Source organism: Pseudomonas sp. NY15181 (assembly GCF_048068055.1).
GTDB lineage: Bacteria > Pseudomonadota > Gammaproteobacteria > Pseudomonadales > Pseudomonadaceae > Pseudomonas.
Genome location: NZ_JBLUPT010000013.1, coordinates 78,109 through 95,671 on the forward strand (window position 1 = coordinate 78,109; position 17,563 = coordinate 95,671).

16 protein-coding genes are annotated in these 17,563 nt (G+C 64.1%); 7 read left to right on the plus strand and 9 right to left on the minus strand.

All coding sequences use genetic code 11. The annotated features are described in order from the left end of the window. Positions 1-22 precede the first annotated feature (22 nt). Positions 23-505 (minus strand): SRPBCC family protein, encoded by a 483-nt coding sequence (locus ACNFBT_RS24535; protein WP_416753310.1) that lies wholly within the window; start codon positions 503-505, stop codon positions 23-25. Next, positions 489-845, minus strand: a complete 357-nt coding sequence (locus tag ACNFBT_RS24540; protein WP_416753311.1) for an ArsR/SmtB family transcription factor — start codon at positions 843-845, stop codon at positions 489-491. Before ACNFBT_RS24540 ends, ACNFBT_RS24535 begins: the two co-directional genes overlap by 17 nt. Before the next feature lie 269 nt (positions 846-1,114). Here ACNFBT_RS24540 and ACNFBT_RS24545 point away from each other — a divergent pair, with 269 nt between their 5' ends. Then, on the plus strand, positions 1,115-2,677 hold the full coding sequence (locus ACNFBT_RS24545; protein ID WP_416753312.1) for a diguanylate cyclase: 1,563 nt from the start codon (positions 1,115-1,117) through the stop codon (positions 2,675-2,677). 413 nt (positions 2,678-3,090) lie between these two features. Here ACNFBT_RS24545 and ACNFBT_RS24550 read toward each other — a convergent pair whose 3' ends face one another. Beyond that, on the minus strand, positions 3,091-3,258 hold the full coding sequence (locus ACNFBT_RS24550) for a hypothetical protein (protein WP_416753313.1): 168 nt from the start codon (positions 3,256-3,258) through the stop codon (positions 3,091-3,093). A gap of 276 nt (positions 3,259-3,534) precedes the next feature. Between ACNFBT_RS24550 and ACNFBT_RS24555 the strand changes: the two genes are divergently transcribed. Next, positions 3,535-3,744 (plus strand): cold-shock protein, encoded by a 210-nt coding sequence (locus ACNFBT_RS24555; protein ID WP_207887261.1) that lies wholly within the window; start codon positions 3,535-3,537, stop codon positions 3,742-3,744. Between the two features lie 664 nt (positions 3,745-4,408). Here the strand turns inward: ACNFBT_RS24555 and ACNFBT_RS24560 are convergent. After that, on the minus strand, positions 4,409-5,275 hold the full coding sequence (locus tag ACNFBT_RS24560) for a LysR family transcriptional regulator (protein ID WP_416753314.1): 867 nt from the start codon (positions 5,273-5,275) through the stop codon (positions 4,409-4,411). A 119-nt stretch (positions 5,276-5,394) separates the two neighbouring features. On the opposite strand from ACNFBT_RS24560, the gene ACNFBT_RS24565 reads away from it, so the two are divergent. Next, positions 5,395-6,468, plus strand: coding sequence for an alkene reductase (locus tag ACNFBT_RS24565; protein WP_416753315.1), 1,074 nt, complete (start codon positions 5,395-5,397; stop codon positions 6,466-6,468). A 53-nt stretch (positions 6,469-6,521) separates the two neighbouring features. Here ACNFBT_RS24565 and ACNFBT_RS24570 read toward each other — a convergent pair whose 3' ends face one another. The 4 genes from ACNFBT_RS24570 to ACNFBT_RS24585 form a co-directional block, all read right to left on the minus strand. Next, positions 6,522-7,934 carry an amino acid permease gene (locus tag ACNFBT_RS24570; RefSeq protein WP_416753316.1) on the minus strand — a complete coding sequence of 471 codons (1,413 nt, stop codon included), beginning with the start codon at positions 7,932-7,934 and terminating at the stop codon, positions 6,522-6,524. A gap of 169 nt (positions 7,935-8,103) precedes the next feature. Then, on the minus strand, positions 8,104-9,342 hold the full coding sequence (locus ACNFBT_RS24575; RefSeq protein ID WP_416753317.1) for an NAD(P)/FAD-dependent oxidoreductase: 1,239 nt from the start codon (positions 9,340-9,342) through the stop codon (positions 8,104-8,106). A gap of 237 nt (positions 9,343-9,579) precedes the next feature. After that, positions 9,580-10,455: a MurR/RpiR family transcriptional regulator gene (locus ACNFBT_RS24580; RefSeq protein WP_416753318.1), complete on the minus strand. Its 876-nt coding sequence runs from the start codon at positions 10,453-10,455 to the stop codon at positions 9,580-9,582. Between the two features lie 320 nt (positions 10,456-10,775). Continuing rightward, positions 10,776-11,936 (minus strand): MFS transporter, encoded by a 1,161-nt coding sequence (locus ACNFBT_RS24585; protein ID WP_416753319.1) that lies wholly within the window; start codon positions 11,934-11,936, stop codon positions 10,776-10,778. A 489-nt stretch (positions 11,937-12,425) separates the two neighbouring features. On the opposite strand from ACNFBT_RS24585, the gene ACNFBT_RS24590 reads away from it, so the two are divergent. From ACNFBT_RS24590 to ACNFBT_RS24600, 3 genes are all read left to right on the plus strand, one after another. Beyond that, positions 12,426-13,619 (plus strand): amidohydrolase family protein, encoded by a 1,194-nt coding sequence (locus tag ACNFBT_RS24590; protein ID WP_416753320.1) that lies wholly within the window; start codon positions 12,426-12,428, stop codon positions 13,617-13,619. Between the two features lie 774 nt (positions 13,620-14,393). Further along, a complete protein-coding gene (locus ACNFBT_RS24595) occupies positions 14,394-15,029 on the plus strand; it encodes a hypothetical protein (RefSeq protein WP_416753321.1) in 636 nt (211 codons plus the stop codon). Between the two features lie 36 nt (positions 15,030-15,065). Further along, entirely contained in the window at positions 15,066-15,695 is a 630-nt protein-coding gene (locus ACNFBT_RS24600; protein WP_416753322.1) for a helix-turn-helix transcriptional regulator, read from the plus strand. A 22-nt stretch (positions 15,696-15,717) separates the two neighbouring features. On the opposite strand, the gene ACNFBT_RS24605 is transcribed toward ACNFBT_RS24600, so the two are convergent. Beyond that, positions 15,718-16,491, minus strand: coding sequence for an MBL fold metallo-hydrolase (locus ACNFBT_RS24605; protein ID WP_416753323.1), 774 nt, complete (start codon positions 16,489-16,491; stop codon positions 15,718-15,720). 91 nt (positions 16,492-16,582) lie between these two features. Here ACNFBT_RS24605 and ACNFBT_RS24610 point away from each other — a divergent pair, with 91 nt between their 5' ends. Continuing rightward, a complete protein-coding gene (locus ACNFBT_RS24610) occupies positions 16,583-17,551 on the plus strand; it encodes a GlxA family transcriptional regulator (RefSeq protein WP_416753324.1) in 969 nt (322 codons plus the stop codon). The last annotated feature ends 12 nt before the right edge of the window (positions 17,552-17,563 follow it).

The window sequence follows — 17,563 nt, forward strand, 5'->3', positions numbered from 1 at the left end:
GTGATCGCAGCGCAAAAACTGATCAACCCAGCGTGGCAGCGAAGGCTTCGAGTTGGGTGATGACCGTGCCCCAGCCGTCGAAGAAGCCCATTTCTTCATGCTTTTCGCGCGATGCGTCGTCGGGATGCATGACATGGGCGGTATAGCGGCAGCCGCTGCCTTCGTCGGTCATCGTGATAATCGCGGTGAAGCCCATCCAGGGCGTGTTCGGCCGCCAGCCCCCGGTGAGCATCGAGGTGAACACCAGACGCTCGCCCGGCACGACTTCGAGGAAACTGCCGGGGTTGTCGCTCACACCGCCGTCCGGGCCCTTCATCAGGGTGTGGAAGGCGCCGCCGGGCTTCAGTTCGAAGGCCAGCACCTCGGTGGTCCAGGGCTTGGGGCACCACCATTCTTTAAGCAGCTCGGGGTCCGACCAGGCGCGCCACAGGGCGCTGCGCGGCGCGTTGAGCACGCGGGTGATGATCAGGTCGCGCGAGTCGGCGCGTTCAGCATTCCGGGTCATGGTCCTGCTCCTCCTGGTGGAGTTGTTCGACGAATTCGGCCATGCGATCCGAGCGGGCTTCCCACAGGGCGCGCTGCTCGGCGATCCATTGCTCGGCTTGGGCAAGCCGTTGCGGCACCAGCTCGCAGGTGCGGGTCCGACCGTTCTTTTGGCTGCGGATGAGTCCGCTGCGTTCGAGCACCGTCAGGTGCTTCATGAAGGACGGCAGCGCCATATCAAACGGCGCCGCCAGCGTCGACACCGGCTGCGCACCGAATCCGAGCGCGCCGATGATGGCGCAGCGGGTGGGGTCCGCCAGCGCATGGAACACGTCGCTGATTGCTGCTTCATAGTTAGCCATGTGGCTAACTATAGGCTAATGAGGGGCTTTGCCAAGGACCTTTTCCGGGCAGCCGGAAAATTCAGGGGGCGATTCTCTATGTATGAAAGGGCCGTTTTCCACCCGAAGCGGACTGTCGCGGAGACAAACCGTACGTGATGGCCTATCTGCAAGCCTGCTTCTTTACGCGGACTTACCGCTTTAGCTGGGTTGCAGACGGTCCATGCCATTCCCGCGTAATCCGAACTAGCCTGTAGAGCAGGATTCTGGCGACCTTTCAAGGAAGTGACATGAAGCGCTTACGGTCTCTACAGCTCGATCTGCGCGCAATAATTCTCTTTTGTGTGCTGCTGTCGGTGGTCGCCACCCTGTGCAATAGCCTTATCGTCGCTTACCGGGTTCAGCGCGATGCGCTGACTCATTCGGCGCTTGAGTCCAATAGCGCTTACGCCGCCAAGGTTGCTTCGAGCATCGGAGCGTTTCTTCGTTCGGCGCAGGGCCGCATGAAGTTCAGTGCGGGCGTCCTTGCGACGCATTGGGATGACCCCGAGGCTATCCGTGCCGAGGCAAGCCGTCTGCAGCAGCAGGATGCGGACTTCAATGCAATTGCCATAGCCGATGCCAGCGGCAAGGTTCTGCAGACGGCGCCGGAGGCCTTGAAGACCAACGGCGCCACGTTGGACTCGGCGAGTATGCAGCAAGCTCTCAGAGAGCACCGGCCCTTGGTCAGTTCGGCCTATACATCAGTCTCCGGCCATTTGGTTGTTTTCATTTCCCAGCCTGTCGTCAGCGCTTCAGGCCAATTTCTCGGCGTGATTGGTGGCTCCGTCTACCTCAAACAGCGCAGCGCCTTGCACACGGTGATAAGCAGCCATTTCCATCATGAAGGCACCTTCGTATTTGTCACCGACGGGAGCCGGCGTCTGCTGTATCACGCTGAGCAGAAGCGAATTGGCGAAATCCTTGATCAAAGCAAGCCGGTGGACGCAGCGTTGCGCGGTGAGCGTGGGGCAATGGAGGCATCGGATGATGCGGGTATGCAGGTGTTGGTTGGTTACGCGCAGGTACCTGACGCGCAATGGGCCGTGGTAGCACTTCAGCCTCTGGAGCGAACGCTCAGCCCTTTGGCGCCGTTGATGGGCCAGATGGTCATCGGCATGATTCCGGCGGGCATCGTGGGGTTTGGGTTGATCCTGGCCGCAGTTGCCATGATTGCGCGGCCTCTGCGCCAGTTATCGAACGCCGCAACGCAATTGACAGCTCCGGAAACCGAGGCTCAATTGCTGAGGGTGCACGCTTGGTATCGTGATGCCTCTGCGATTCGCCGAGCGCTTCTCAGCGGCGTCAGGCTCATCCAGCGAAAGCTTGGCCGCCTTAGCCAGGAAGCGCAGAGCGATCCTTTGACCGGTCTCGCTAATCGAAGGGCGCTGGCGGCCTTTCTCGATATGTTGACGCAGAGCGAACAGCCTTACTCGGTGCTGGCTTTGGACATCGATCACTTCAAGAGGGTGAATGACACCTTCGGCCATGACGCAGGCGATGCAGCGCTCAGGCACGTCGCCCAGATCATCAAGGACAACTCGAGAGCAAGCGATCTGGCCTGCAGAACGGGGGGAGAGGAGTTCTCACTGGTAATGCCCAATACATCGATGACCATTGCGCAAACCATCGCCGAGCGGATCAGAGAGCATGTGGCGAGCAGCGAAGTGCCGGTCGTAGGTAAGCTGACGCTTTCCGTCGGCGTGGCCTGCCAGAATGAGGAAACGTCGTCCTCGGAAGCCTTGTTGAAACTGTCCGATGAAAGGCTTTACCTGGCTAAGCAGAGCGGGCGAAACAGGGTTGTGGCCTGCTAGCAAGAGTATACGGTTCTTGCAGATGACTGCCCTCCCTCAGCGACAGCCTCCGGCCCGGACGCTCAGCTGCTTGTCCTTCCGCTGATCGATGATTGCTGATCGGATTGAAACGGTCTGGCAACCGCAGTTCTCGACTACGCTCCGATGGCTCGCACCGGATCGGCGGATACCCTTAGCGGACGTTCAAGAATGGTAGAAAGCGAAAAGAAAGCGAAAAGGGGACAGATTTATTTTTCTACTCTAAAACTGTCTTGGAGATCAGGACTGGAGTGCTTAAATAAATCTGTCCCCTTTCTGCCTGTCCCCTTTCTGCCTCGTTCCTGTTGATTGACCAGACCGGGTCGGCCAGGAGTGTTGGCTTATATAATAAAAAGGCCGCATCGACAGGTGCGGCCTTTTCCATTGCTGGAGGATCAAGCCTCCGGCTTCTTCTTGCCTATGGTCCACTCGGATCGCTTGAACGGCTCCTTGCGGCCGCACCTGCCGGCGGGGATTTCCTGAATCTCTCCGCCTTTAGAAAGAAATGCTGAGATTTTCTTATCCAGCTCCGAACGCTCGGTCTTGATCTCTGAATTGGACATCAGTTCACCTGAGGTGATGAGCCACCACGTTGGCGGCTAGCTGTCCACTATACGCACATATAGAGCTCATCCCCGACCGTTCGACCGATACCCGCAATTTCTTGAAATTTCCCTATCTAATTCCTGCAAAGTCTGTATGGTGACCCTCTGCCTGCTCGGTTTAGCGGCACCGATCGATGTTTTGTCTTCGAGATTCTCCATCTTTGCGGCCCCTCTTCACTTCGCATCCAGTCATGCCTCGCATGTTGCACGGCATGAACTTTTTGGAGATTCATCATGACTACTCGTCAAACTGGAACCGTAAAGTGGTTCAACCCTGAAAAAGGCTTTGGTTTCATCACCCCGGAAAGCGGTGCGGACGTCTTTGTTCATTTCCGTGCGATCGAGAGCACCGGTTATAAGACATTGGATGAAGGTCAGCGCGTCAGCTTTTATGTGACCAACGGCGCAAAAGGCCCTCAGGCCGATCAGGTGCAAGCCTTATAACGGCTGAACCAAAATAAAAAGCCCCGCCAATGCGGGGCTTTTTCGTTTCCGGATTAGTTGGATTTCATCCGGCGAATTCCGCTGTTCGCGTGCAGTCAATCCGGGGCACCTTTCCTCAATCTGGACATGCCAGATTTCATGGCATCGATGAACTGCTCCATTCCAATCGGCTTTTATAAAAACAGCTCAATCGAATTCCCCTCAAAGAAGCCTCGGTCATTGAAAATACCGCGTGCCTTCGTCGGTCTGCACAGGTGTTGGCCGGACGGCCCATTCCTGTGTCGGCACAGTGCTATTAATTTAATGGTCAGGGAGCGTGATAGGGCGACTGTACGTGATCAAACTGAAGGGAAGTTTCTGGAGCTAACGCCATGTCATCGCGCTCGTCCGTCTGGTGTCCGCATCGCTGATTGCCGTTAGCTCCAATGCCCTCGCAGAGGATCTCGAACCCCGGACCTACACCAATAGAAAAAGGGGCAGATTTATTTTCTCTACTCCAAGCGTCCGCTCCTGGCCGAAAGCTGCCGGCCAACGGGTCTAGAAAGTGTCGAATTCATCGAGCCGGAACGAGACGAACCTAAGAGCTCGCGACAAGCCCGCCAACAGGCCACGCAGGGTGCCCAGGAATACTACCTTCAAGGCCTCAGCACTGCCCCGCTCCGCCTCAAATCCGCTCCTTCAGGAACTCGATGAAACGCTGGGTCTTGGCCGGCAGCAGGCGCGTCTCGGTCACGGCGTAGACCGGGATCGGCGCGCCCTGCCATTCCGGCATGATGCGCACCAGCCGGCCCTGCTGCAGTTCATCGGCGACTATCTCCTCCACCATCAGCACGATGCCCTGGTCCAGCGCGGCCAGCCGCCGGGCCATGCCCACGCTGTTGAGACTGTAGCGGCCGCCGACGGCGACGCTTTCCGTGCGAGTTCCGTCCTGCAGCGTCCAGCTGTCCGCCTTCAGCATGCTCAGGCACTGATGCCGTGCAAGGTCGCCGGGCGCCCGCGGCTCGCCGGCGCGTTCAACGTAGCGTGGCGAGGCGTACAGGCCGGGGGGGAAGGATGCCAGGGGCCGGGCGATGAGTTGCGAGTTCTCCGACTCGCCGATGCGGATGGCGACGTCGAACGGCTCGCCGATCAGGTCGACCCGGCGCGGGGTGAGGTCGAAGTCGAAGCTGATGCCGGGGTACAGCTCGGCGAACTCGGTGATCAGCGGCGCGAGGTAGGTGACCGCGAAATCCACCGGGAACGACACCCGCAGCGTGCCGCGCGGCTGGGCGAGCATTTCGCCGAGCTGATCGTGCGCCAGACGGGCTTCATCGACGATGCGCTTGCAGCGCTCGAAGTAGATCTGCCCGGCCTCGGTCAGCTCGATGCGCCGCGTGGTGCGGTGCAGCAGGCGCAAGCCGATGGCCTTCTCCAAGGCGCTGATGCGCCGGGACAAGGTCGAGTTAGGCACCCCGGTCACCTCGGCGGCGCCGCGGAAGCCCTTGGCTTTCACTACCTCCACGAACAGCGCCATGTCGTTCAACAGCTCCACGGTATTGCTCCATCAATGGGTCAATGATTTCCAAAATACCGTATTTATCCCAAATCCAATGGAGAAGATGATTTGCCTCAAGCGAACGCCGAGTTCGCACCACCCTTGAGGAATGCATCATGACTGAGCTGTTCACCCCCATCCGCGTCGGAGGCTACACCCTGCCCAACCGCCTGGTCATGGCCCCCATGACCCGCAGCCGCGCACAGTTCGACGGCACACCGGGCGAACTGGCCGCCGACTACTACGCCCAGCGCGCCGGCCTCGGCCTGATCGTCAGCGAAGGCACCCAACCCTCGGAAGACGGCCAGGGCTATCTCACCACGCCGGGCATCCATACCGACGCCCATGTCGCCGGCTGGGCGAAGGTCGCGTCCGCCGTGCATGCCGAGGGTGGCCGCCTGTTCATCCAGCTGATGCACGCCGGGCGCATGTCCCACCCGGACAACACCCCGCACCATCGCCAGGGCGTGGCGCCTTCGGCCATCGCCCCCGGCACTCCGATGTTCACCCTGACCGGAATGCAGGACATCCCGGCGCCACGTGCCCTGTCCACCGAAGAAGTGCGCCAGACCGTCGCCGACTTCCGCCATGCGGCACGCCGCGCCATCGAAGCCGGCGCCGACGGCGTGGAAATCCACGGTGCCAACGCCTACCTGATCCAGCAGTTCTTCGCCCCGAGCGCCAACACCCGTACCGATGAGTACGGCGGCTCGCTGGCGAACCGCGCGCGCTTCGCCATCGAGGTAGCCAAGGCCATCGCCGAGGAGATCGGCGCGGATCGCACGGCCATTCGTCTTTCGCCCGGCATGCAGATGTGGGGCATCGACGAAGGCCCCGAGGGCCCCGCGCTGTATCGCTATCTGGTGGCGGAACTGGACACGCTCGGGCTGGCCTACCTGCACCTCATGCACCTGGGCGACGAGGCAGTGCTGGCCGATTTGCGCAATCTGTGGCGCGGCACGTTGATCCTCAACCGACCGAGCCGACCGCGTGCCGAGATCGGCAATGATCTCGCCGCCGGCCTGGCCGACCTGGAAGCCTACGGGCAGATGGTGCTGGCCAACCCCGACTTCATCGAGCGGCTGAAGACCGACGCGCCGCTGAACGATGCCCAGCGCGAGACCTTCTTTGGCGGCGATGCGCGGGGCTACACCGACTACCCCCGGCTGAGGAGCGCCGTAGGCGCCTGAGTGATCGCGCCAGGGCCCTCGGGCAAGTACCCGAGGGCCCTGGCGAGGCTATGTCAGCCCTCCTGCCCCAGTGCCACGTGCGTGGCGTGCTCCGGGCGCTTGCGCTTGATCAGGTGGAAGGCCAGGTAGCACACCGCCATGAAGCCGAAGCCCCAGTACAGGGAGGGTCGCTGGGTCGGGTCCATCGCCAGGAAGACGAACAGCGAGCAGCAGATCAGGATGCACGCCACCGGCAACAGCGGGAACCAGGGTGCGGCGTACTTCAGGTCGGCCACGGTGCCACCCTTGGCCATGTGCTCGCGGCGGAAGCGGTACTGCGCGTAGGCGATGACGATCCAGGTCACGGTGCCGGCCATGCCGCTCACCGCCGTCAGTACCATGAACAGGGTGTCGGCGGCGACCACGCTGGTCAGCAGCGAAAGCAGCGAGCAACCCAGGGTGATGAGCAGCGCATAGAGCGGTACGCCGCGCTTGCTCAGCTTGGTCAGGATCTTGGGCGCCATCCCGCTCTTGGACATGGACCAGAGAATCCGCGTGGAGGCGTACAGGCCCGAGTTGGCCACCGAGAGGATCGCGGTGAGGATGACGAAGTTCATCAGGTCCCCGGCGTAGGGGATGCCGACCATGTCGAACACCTGCACGAACGGGCTCTCCACCAGGCCGGCCTTCTGCCACGGGATGATCGCCGACAGCACCACGATGGCGAGGACGTAGAAGATCAGGATGCGCAGCACCACGTTGCGCACGGCGCGCGGAATGCTCTTCTCCGGCTGCTCCGCCTCCCCCGCCGCGATCCCGAGCACTTCACAACCCTGGAAGGCGTAGACCACCGTCATCATCACCGCGAACACCGCGGACAAGCCGTTGGGGAACAGGCTGTCGCCCAGCAGGTTGTTCAGCATGGGCGCGGGCTCGCCGTTGCCCAGGTGGATGCCGCCGAAGATCACCAGCACGCCGATCACGATGAATGCCAGGATGGCCGTCACCTTGACCCCGGCGAACCAGTACTCCGCTTCACCGAAGGCACGGGTGGCCAACGCGTTGAGGGAGAACAGCAGCACTACGAAGATGGCCGACCAGACCCAGATCGGCACGTCGGGGAACCAGCGTTCCATCAGCATGCCGGTAGCGGTGAATTCCAGTCCCACGGTGGACACCCAGCTCATCCAGTACACCCAGCCGATCATGAAGCCGGTGGCCGGGCCGATGTAGCGCGTGGCGTGGACCTGGAACGATCCGGACACCGGCATCTCCACCGACAGCTCGCCCAGGCAGGCCATCACCAGGTACATCAACAGGCCCGCGACCAGGTAGGCGAGGATCGCGCCCATCGGCCCGCCCTGGTTGATGATCACGCCCGAGCCCATGAACAGGCCGGTGCCGATCACGCCCCCGAGCGAGAGCATGAAAACGTGGCGCCGCTTCAGGGCGCGTGTGAGTTGTGCGCCATCCCGTGACTTAGTCATGGCGGGCCTCCTGCTCGGGCAGAGCGAGCGCCGGCAAGGCGTGGCCGCGGTACGGCGGGCAGATCAGTGAAACCACCTCATGGGTCATGCTCGATAACATCTTGTTGTCCTCTTTATTGCGTATCGGCAGTGGTTTTCGGCGAATCGCCTGGGGTGCCGCTCAGCGCCTTCAGGCAAAGCGCTGTGCGGCGAAGGGTTCAGGGGATGTGAAGGTGGGTTCTCCACACATGAGCTCGGCCAGCAGGCGTCCGCTGACGGGTCCCAGCGTCAATCCGTGGTGCGCGTGGCCGAAGTTGAACCAGAGGCCCGGATGACGCGGCGCGGGGCCGATCACCGGGCGCATGTCCGGCAGGCAGGGCCGGCGGCCCAGCCAGGCTTCGGCGTCGAGGCGACGGCCGAGGGGGAAGAGTTCACGGGCGAGCTTTTCCACCCGCCGCAGCTGGATTTCGTTCGGCCCGGCCGCGGGGTCGGCGAACTCGATGCCGGTGGTGAGGCGGATGCCCCGGCTCATCGGCGCCAGCACGTAGCCACGCTGGCTGTCGCAGAGGGTGTGCTGCAGCTCGGCCGCGTCGGCGGCGTAGTGCATGTGGTAACCGCGCTTGACCGCCAGCGGGATGCGATAGCCCAGGCGCCGGCACAGCTCGGCCGAATCGGCGCCCAGGGCCACCACCAGGTCCGTGGCGGCCACCTCGCCGTCGCTGCTGCCGACCCGCCACAGGCTCCCTCTCCTGTTCAGGCTGTCGGCGTCGCCGCGCAGCAGCACCCCGCCGCGATTGACGAACAGCGCCGCATAGCCGCGCACCAGGGCGCCGGGGTCGCGGACCGTCTTCGGGTCGTGCCAGTGGATGGCGCCGATGGCCGCACTGCCCAGGGCCGATTGCTGCCGCTCCAGCGCCGTCCGGTCCAGCAGGCTGGAACGCAGCCCGTAGCGCTCCAGCGCGGTGGCCTCGGCGGCCGCGCGCTCCAGCGCTTCGGGGGTGCGGTACAGGTCCAGCCAGCCGCGTGAGCGGATCAGCGACTCCAGCTGGGCCTCGGCCACCAGCCGGTCATGCTCCTCCACGCTGCGCTCCACCAGGGGCAGCATGTCGCGGGCCGCCTCCTGCAGCCGGCGCGGCGAAGAATTACGCCAGTAGCTGAGCAGCCAGCCGGCGATCTTCGGCAGGTACAGCGGGTTGTAGCGCACGTCCGGTTCGCGGTTCAGGCCATAGCGCAGTAGCGCCAGCGGATCGCGGGGAAAGGCGTAGGGCACCACGCTGGAGCGCTCGATCAACCCGGCGTTGCCGTGGCTAGTCCCGCTCCCCGGCGCCGCCTTATCCACCAGGCAGACGCTGCGACCGCGCTCCTGCAGGTGGAGCGCAGTACACACGCCGACGATTCCGGCTCCCAGCACAATGACATCGCAATCCATGAACCTTCCTCGTATCAACCCCAGGCTCCGCGCGATGGGCAAAGCTCCGCCCTGTCCGCGCCTGCCCGTGGGCATGCAGATTGTTGTGGCGCGCGCAGGCCGGCCCGCAGGAGCTGTCCCGGCGCAAAGATGAAATCAGTTGGAATGCCTGAACCGGTCAGGCTGGCGTATTGCCCGAGGCGCGATCAGCCGACGCGCCAGATACCCAAGTGCTTCATGGAAACTCCCGCGTATCCGCTATCGGGATGGGTTGAAGGGGGCGGTGTAGCCGACGAACTCGTTGTGCAGCTCGGCGATGGATTCCAGGCGCTTCTCCACCTCCGGCCCCATGCGCTTGAACACATCGTTGACCAGCAGGTTGACCAGCGACAGCATCGGCGCGTCGGAGCTCCAGAACAGGTTCAGCTCCGTCGGCACCCGGAACACCTCGCTCACGCAGGGCTCGGCCCAGTCGCAGTATTCGTCGGTGATCAGCGTGACCGGGATACCCGCCTCGGTGGCCCGCTGGCAGAGCAGCATCGCGTGGCGGGAATAGCGCCGCGTGTCGAAGACCAGCAAGGCGCTCTGGGTGGGGTCGCTGAGCAGGACATCGCTGAAGTTGCCGGCGGCGCCGTCCACCAGGCGTACGCCTTCGCGCAGGTACTGCATCAGATGGACTAAGGACATGGCGATACCGCGCTCGGTCTGGAAGCCCGCGGCGAACAGCCAGGTGCGGCTCGCCAGGCGCTCGCACAGCGCCTGCCATTGTTCGGTGCGGGAGTACTCGTAGACCCGCACCAGGGCGGCCATCTCCAGCTCCAGGCTCTTGGAGGCGGCCAGCGGGGCCTCGTCGCCCTGCCGGCGGAACTCCTCCAGGCGGTCGCCGATCAGCCAGGGGCTGTCGCCCAGATCATCCTTCAGGTCGGCCTTCAGGGCCTTGAAGTGGGCATAGCCGAGGGAGCGGCAGAAGCGGCCCACGGTGGACTCGCTGACGCCCAGCTTGTCGGCGACGGAGGCAGAAGTCTCGAACGGCAGTTCGGTCAGGTTCGCCAGCATGTAATGGGCGATCGCCCGAGATGAGGCGGCCGTAGCGGTCAGGTTGTCCTTCAGGCGCTGCTTGATCGAACTGTCCATGGGTGCTCCTTCGAGGTGGAAGGAACAATGGTGGATTTCTGTCATATTGTCAAACAATGCAAGTTAACTTGCATCTGACGAATGAAGCCCAGGAACGATGCAAGGGCAATTGCGCTCGTTTGGGAGCGCCGTGCTGGTCGTTTCCCCTCACCCCAGCCCTCTGGGGCAGGCCGTGCCGGCTCACGCCAGGGTTTCAACCTGCACCCAAACAGTCCCCTCTCCTTCCGGGAGAGGGTTAGGGTGAGGGGGCCGCAGGCCAGCCCCTTCGTCCGCCGGAGAAAGAAAGCCCGCAGCAGTCTCGCTGAAGGCTCCCGGAAACCTCAGCCCGAAACCGGCTGCTGCAGGCCCGCGCGGCGGACCCGGCCACTCATGCAGGTAACGGCGAAGGCAATCGCCAGCGCGCCGCTGCCCAGCAGGAAGATCAACTGATGGTTGGAGCCTTCCACCAGCATCGCGATCAGCGCCGGGGTGAAGGCCGCCGCGGCCATCAGAATCACGCTGACCAGCGGGGTCAGGTTGCCACGCGGGTCGTTGGTGGTGATCAGCGCCATGTAGTAGGAAAGCGCCAGCACCCAGCCGAAGGTGAGCAGGAACAGCGCGGCGAAGAGCTTCGTCGGGGTATCGGTGTGGCCGGTGAGCATGCCGATGGAGACGAAGATCGACACCAGGCCCAGGGCGATCATCGCCTGGCGGCTGACGCGGGCGCCCAGCAGCGCGGGCAGACCGGCGCCCGGCAGGCCGGCGATATTGGCAAGACCAAAGGCCCAGCCGATGTCCACGGCGGAGATGCCCTGGTCACGGGCGAGCTGGTCGATGAAGCCCCAGACGCAATAGATGGCGATCTGCATGAACAGCATCCCCACCAGCGCGTTGCGTCCCGTGCGGGCGGAGCCGCCGTCGCTGGCCATGTGCTCGGCCGGGACGCCATTGCGCGTGGCAACGCGCGGCAGCACCAGGGCGGCGAGGCAGATCAGCAGGTACCAGCCGGCCACCGAGCACAGCGCGACGACGCTGCCGCTCTGGGCGGCGAGCAACGGCAGTGCCGCCGAGAAGAAGGTGTACTCCGGCGTCTGCAACAGCAGCATCAGTCCGAAGGAACGGTCCTGGTCGGGCAACCGGCCCAGGCTTGAGACGGCGTAGGAATAGATCAGCCCGGCGGCGGTTCCGGCGACCAGGCGCACCAACAGCAGCAGGCCGTTGCTCGCGACCCACGCGGTGGCCAGGCTGAAGACCACGCACAGCAGGCCGACGTACAGGCACAGGCTGCGCCCGCTATAGCGCTTCATCAGCATCGGGCAGATCAGCGTGCCGAGCGTCATCCCCACCATTTCGATCGAGACGACCCAGCCCTGCTGGTCGAAGGACAGGCCCAGCCGCTCGGTGAGCAGGCCCATGAAGATGGGTTGGACGCCGCAGACGATGAACGACGTACAGGCGATGAAGATGAGGGAGGCACGCAGTAGCTTGGAATTGTTGTTCATTACGGGGACCCTGACGCTCTGTTCCGGCACGGAGGGCTCGCCCGCCTCGTTCGTGAACCTGCCCTGCTCCGGACACCTCACGAACGCATGCGGCTTCCCACCGCCAGGGCTACCCTGTGCGCGGAACTTGTTGTTATTTTCTGGACGACCCTGGGGGCGGCGCATCGCCCTTCCCCGGCTTCGTCCGACGACCGAAACGCGGAACGGCCTGGCCGGGTGAGCGCCAGGCCGTTCTCGGGGCGCATCCTAGGTTCAGGGGCAATGTATTTAAAAGTTAAATATCCAAATCACATCCAGTTGCCATCTTAATAGTTTCCCAGCGACGATCCCTGGCGAAACCATTCTTAAAATGGATTGAATTGATTTTTATATTTAATTTGTTAATGACAGGATACCTCTCCTATCGTGTGCGCCGCTTTCACTTGCGGGGCCACGCGCCGCCATCCCGAGCCCGGCTTCACGCCGTGGTCCCGCCGCCAAGGGCCTGCCATGAACGACCGCCTATTCATCAACGCCATCGACGCCGATGGCCAGCCGCTGAACATCGCCGTGAAGGACGGGCGCATCGCCCAGATCGGCCAGGACCGCCCCGCGCTGCCCAACGCCGAGATCATCGACCTGCAGGGCCACCTGGTCCTGCCGGGTTTCGTCGACGGCCATATCCACCTGGACAAGAGCTTCGTCGGCGACCGCTGGCGCCCTCACCAGCACACCGACAGCCTGCGCGAGCGCCTGGCGATCGAGAAGCGCGAGCTGGCCAGCGCGCCGCCCATCGTCGGGCGCGCCGATGCGCTGATCCGCCAGGCCGCCTCGTTCGGCACCCTCGCCATGCGCTGCCACGTCGACGTGGACGCCACCACCGGGCTGACCAACCTGCACGCGATCATGGAAGCCCGCGACAAGTGGAAGGACCTGGTCGATATCGAGCTGGTGGCCTTCCCGCAGGCCGGCGTGGTCTCCTGCCCCGGCACCGCCGAGGTGCTCGAAGCCGCCGTGCGTGAGGGAGTGGAAGTGGTCGGCGGCATCGACCCGACGACCCTGGACGGTGCCGCCGACGAGCAACTCGACATTGTCTTCGGCATCGCCGACCAGCACGGCGTCAAGGTCGACATCCACCTGCACGAACCGGGCGATATCTGCACCGCCCAGCTCGAACGCATCGCCACGCGCACCCGCGCCCTCGGTCTGCAAGGGCGGGTCGCGGTCAGCCATGCCTATGGCCTGGGCGACATCTCGGCCGCCGAACTCGACCGTATCGCCGAAGTCCTGGCCGTCGCCGGCATTTCGATCATGACCAACGCACCGGGCGACTGTAATTTCCCGCCCGTGCTGCGCCTGCGCAAAGGCGGCGTGCGGGTGTTCACCGGCAACGACAACATCCAGGACGCCTGGTGGCCCTACGGTAACGGCGACATGCTGCAGCGCGCCATGCTGGTCGGCTATCGCTCCGGCTTCTACACCGACGAGGACCTGCGGGTCGCCCTGGACATGGCCACCGATGCCGCAGCCGGCGTGATCGGCAAGGCCGACTACGGGCTGAAGGTGGGCAACGAAGCCGGCTTCGTCGTCATCAAGGCGCCCAACGCGGCGGCAGCCGTGGCCGCCGTCCCGCAGGAGCGGGCCATCGTGCGGCATGGCCGCTTCTGGGGCGTCCCCGCCCGCCTGCCTTTCCAGCCGGAGTAATCGCGGCGCAAAGCGCCTGACAGCGAAGGAGCCTTGCAACACCGCCTCGCGAGCAGGAGAAGGTCTCTTGATTCTGTAGGAGCAACTGTCTTCTTCTGGGAAGTCCGTGCCGATGCATCCCCTCACCCCAACCCTCTCCCTCAGGGAGAGGGGGCAGTCCGAGCCGACTGGCGCGAAGGTTTCACCCTACACCGAACGGTCCCCTCTCCCCCTGGGAGAGGGTTAGGGTGAGGGCCGACCCGAGCGCAGGTCTATCTCGTAGGAGCGGAACTTTGTCCGCGATGCTCTTTGTAGGGTGGATAACGCTCAGGCGTTATCCACCGTCTTGTTCTGTGTTTCTGCGCCGCTTCGGCATGTGCTGGGACTTTTTGTTTCGCCCCCTCGGGCGAGTCCCTTTTGGGGCGCCAAAAGGAACCAAAAGGTCTTGCCCCTGCATCCGGTTTTTCGCTTAGGCGAAAAATGCCCTCGCTCCATCGCAGTTTCAGGGGCACGCGTCGACGGGCCATCCCTGGCCCGACGACGCTCTCGCGGCATCCATGCCGCTCAACCCCTTAAACTCCGACTCCACTCGGCCTCCTGAAGGGGCGCTCCGGTGCGTGCGGAGACTCTTCTGGAAACCGCTTTTCGTAGGAGCGGAGCTTCTCCACGATCCGCCGGCAGGCGGTCTGGCTTTTTTACGCTCAATGACAAGCCTTTTGTCGGATAAATCAATTACGGCATTTTTATATGCCTAAATAGATTTTGCAGTATCACCGACCACCAGAGGCCACCGCCATGAAACTTGGATCATCGATACTTCTCGCGCTCGTCACCCTGTTCTGCGCCCCCACCTTCGCCGCCAGCTATGCCAGCTCCAGTGCGCCAACGGCCTCCGCCGCAGCCCTGGACAACCGCCTGGCGCTGCGCGACCTGTGGCAGGAACACATCTTCTGGATTCGCGACTACGTACAGGCCAACCAGGCCGGCGACAAGGCCCAGGCCAAGGTCGCCGCGGACCAGGTGGTCAGCAACGCCACGACCATCGCCAACGCCATCGCGCCGCTCTATGGCCAACCCGCCGCCGACCAGTTGCTCAAGCTGCTGGCCGGCCACTGGATGGCCGTGAAGCACTACAGCGACGCCAGCGTCGCCAAGGACGCCGGCGGGCGCAAAGCCGCCGTTGGCGACCTGACCAGCAATGCCGGCGCCATCGCCAAATTCCTCGCCTCGGCCAACCCCAACTTGCCCGAGCAGGACCTGGTGGCCATGCTCAGCACCCATGGCGCCCAGCACATCGCCCAGATCGACCAGCTCGGCGCCCATGACTACGCCGGCGAAGCCAAGACCTGGCAGGCCATGCGGCATCACATCCTGATGCTCGCCGACGCCTTGAACGGCGCCCTGGTCAAGCAGTTCCCGGACAAGTTCTGAGCGCGAGGTAAGCGAATGCTTCAAGGAATGGGCCGAATGCTTCAAGGAATGGGCCGCACCCAGCAGGATCTGCTCGCCGCCCTGCTCTACCAGGCGGGCGGCATGAGCATCGACGAGTTGGCCGAGCAACTGGCGGTCACCCGTACTGCCGTGCGCCAACACCTGGCCGCGCTGGAGCGCGACGCCCTGGTGGTGCGCGGCCCCACCCGCCCGACCGGGCGCCGTCCGGAGCAGCTGTACCTGCTGACGGCACAAGGCCGCGAACTGTTTCCCCGGCAGTACCAACTGCTCGGCGACCTGCTGATCGGCGAGATCGCCCAGCTCATCGGGCATGACGCCCTGGTCGGGATGATGCGCAAGCTCGGCACGCGCCTGGCGGCCGAACTGGAGTCCGAACCGGTGGCGGAGCCGCGCATAGCCGAGCATCTGAACGCCACCGGCTACGAAGCGCAGATCATCGCCCGCAGCTCCGGCGAGCTGGAGATCGTCGCGCACAACTGCGTGTTCCACCACCTGGCCGATCTCTACCCCGAAGTCTGCGAACTGGACCTGGCGCTGATCGGCACCCTCGGCGGCCACCCCGTCGAACACCTCGAATGCATGCACCGTGACGGGCAGGTCTGCCGCTTCCACCTGCGCAAAAAGGCGGAAGACGACTCCGCCTGATACCACCCTGCCCCGCCCGGAACTACAGGCTCAACGTCTGCCCGTCTGCGGGGATGAGCAACCGCGCGGCGAAACCGGCGCCGGTCGACAGCGTCGCCAGTTCGTCGCGGGTCACGGGACAGTGGCTGATCGCTTCCAGGTGATTCGCGATGACCGAGCCCTGGCTGATGCGCAGGAACTCCAGCACGTCGTCCACGCCCATGATGATGTCCGCGCCGATGTCGAAGCGCGCCCCACCGGCCGGGATGACGCTGACACCCGGCTGATGCCGCAGCACGAAGTCGCGGACGGTGGCGGTCAGCAGGGTATCGCCCGCCAGGTAGAGGCTGGGCTCCCCGGGCATCTCGATCAGGTAGCCGACACCGTGCTCCATCAACCTGCCGATGAAGCCCTCTCCATGGGTGCAGCGGACCGTGCGAATCCACCCGCCGAGGAACGGGCACGGCTGCTCGTGATCGTCCGGCAGCGGCTGCACGTTCAGACCGCGCCGCGCCAGGTGCGGAGCGTCGTGGGGCGTGCAGATCACCGGAATCTGTCGCTCCCGCAGCCAGCGCGTGCCGGCCCGGTCCAGATGATCGAAGTGGCCTTTCTGGCAATGCGTGATCAGGCAGTGGGTTACCGACTCGAGCGCCTGTTCCGCCGAATCCGGCAGTTCGACCAGGGGGTTTCTCTGTCGCGCGGACAGCACCCGCAGCGGCGGCAACGCGCCCTTGCGCGCCAGCATCGGGTCGACCAGGACGCGCTGCCCGCCCAGTTCGAGAATGATCGTCGCGTTGCGGATCTGCTGAATCTTCATCGTGGAGCCCTCTTCAGGTAGGGCTCCATGGTGCCGATCCGAAACAGCGGCCATAATGGCAGGACCAGACACAATTCATTCATTTCCAGCCATGCCCAAGCCCCTTCAGGTCGGCCTCCTCCTCTTTCCCGGCTGCATGCCGGCAGGTCTGCTCGCCTTCGCCGACCTGCTGCATGCCGCCAACCGGCGAACCGGCATCGAACTCTTCGCCACGCATTACGTCGGCGTGCGCGGCGGGCCGGTGGAGTGCGCCCACGGCCTGGTCCTGCAAGCGGCCCACGGCCTCGCCGAGCGTCCGCTCGATGCGCTGCTGATCCCCGGTTTCTGGGCCGAGTCCGCGCAGCACGTCGAGGCCACCCTAACCAGCAGCACCGAGCTGCTGGGCATCCTGGCCAGGTTCGACAAGCGTTGCCAGTTGTGGAGCTACTGCGTGGGCGTCTGCCTAGCCGCCGCCAGCGGCCGCCTCGACGGTCAACCGGCGACGGCCACCTGGTGGCTGGCGGACGCCCTGCCGAAGCGCTACCCGAAGGTGCAATGGCAGAGCGAGAAGAACTGCATAGTCAACCCGCGCAACGCCACCGCCAGTGGGGTCAATGGCTACCTGCCGATCGCCCAGGCGCTGATCGAGCGGCACGTCAGCGCCGAGGTATTGCGCGATCTCATCCGGCTGATGGTGCTGCCGCGCCCGGCGCAGTCCCACGACGCCTTCCAGGCCATCAGCCTGATCGGCCAATCCAGCGACCTGTTGCGGCGGCTCCACCTGCTGGTGGAGAGCCTGCCGGCGGAACAGCTCACCGTGCAGAAACTGGCGGATGGACTGGGGCTGTCCGAGCGCACGCTGGCACGCCGGGTCAGGAGCGAAACCGGGACCGCCGTGGCCACCTACGCCCGGCGCATCAAGCTCAGCCAGGTGGGCGAGCGCCTCACGCTGACTTCCGCTTCCATCAGCGCGATCAGCGAAGAACTCGGCTTCAGCAGCGAATCGAACCTGCGGCGAATGTTCAAGGAGCTGACCGACTTCACTCCGGCGCAGTACCGGCAACGCTTCGCCCGGTTCTAGGGGCCACGGCCC